Source organism: Xanthomonas sp. SHU 199, assembly GCF_000364665.1.
Lineage (GTDB): Bacteria > Pseudomonadota > Gammaproteobacteria > Xanthomonadales > Xanthomonadaceae > Xanthomonas_A > Xanthomonas_A sontii.
Map to the genome: position 1 here is coordinate 1 of NZ_AQOI01000636.1, position 662 is coordinate 662.

Consider the following 662-nt stretch of genomic DNA (forward strand, 5'->3'; position numbering starts at 1 on the left):
GGCGCGTGCGGTGAGCGTGTCCGTCGGCACGCGCGTGCTGCGCCTGGCCCTGGCGCTGGCCCTGGCGCTGCACTCGGCCTCCGGCTGGGCGGTGCTGCCGGCCACGCTGGTGTACTGGGTGCTGGTGGTGCTGGTCGCCGCAGCGATCGATCGCGCGATGGCGCGACGCACGGCCGGCAGTACCGCGGCGGCTTCCCTGGGCCCCGCCATTGGCGAGGCCGGCGTCACGCCTGCGCCGGCGTGGTTGCCGCCGCCAGCGCAGCCCGTCATCCCACCTGCGGCGATGCGTGCGCGGCCGTCCGGTCCGCGCCAATGGCGCCGCCATCTCGAGGACATCGTCCCGTTCCCGGAGGAGCGCTTCCCGCGCCAGGGCATCTGCACCACCTCCGAGCTGGTGCTGTCCGCCGGCGATGCGCTGGTGCTCGCCTTCCATCCCGCCGCTGACGGCCCCGCGCAGTGGCGCTGCGACCTGCTGGCACCGGGCGCGACCCAGGCGCAGTGGCTGGACGTGGCGGCCGATGCCGAGTGCGTCGTGCCGATCGTGCGCACCGGCGTGTACTCGATCGGTATCGGCCAGGCCGAGCTGCAGGTGCCCGGCACGGTGGCGCTGTGGCGGCGCGTGCCGGAACCGGAGCGGCTGGCGCTGCCGGTGCAGCCGCTGC

At 75.8% G+C, this 662-nt stretch carries 1 pseudogene; it reads left to right on the plus strand.

Going from position 1 to position 662, the window contains the following annotated elements:
- Positions 1–662, plus strand: a pseudogene (locus tag D183_RS0118340) (hypothetical protein); the annotation flags it as partial.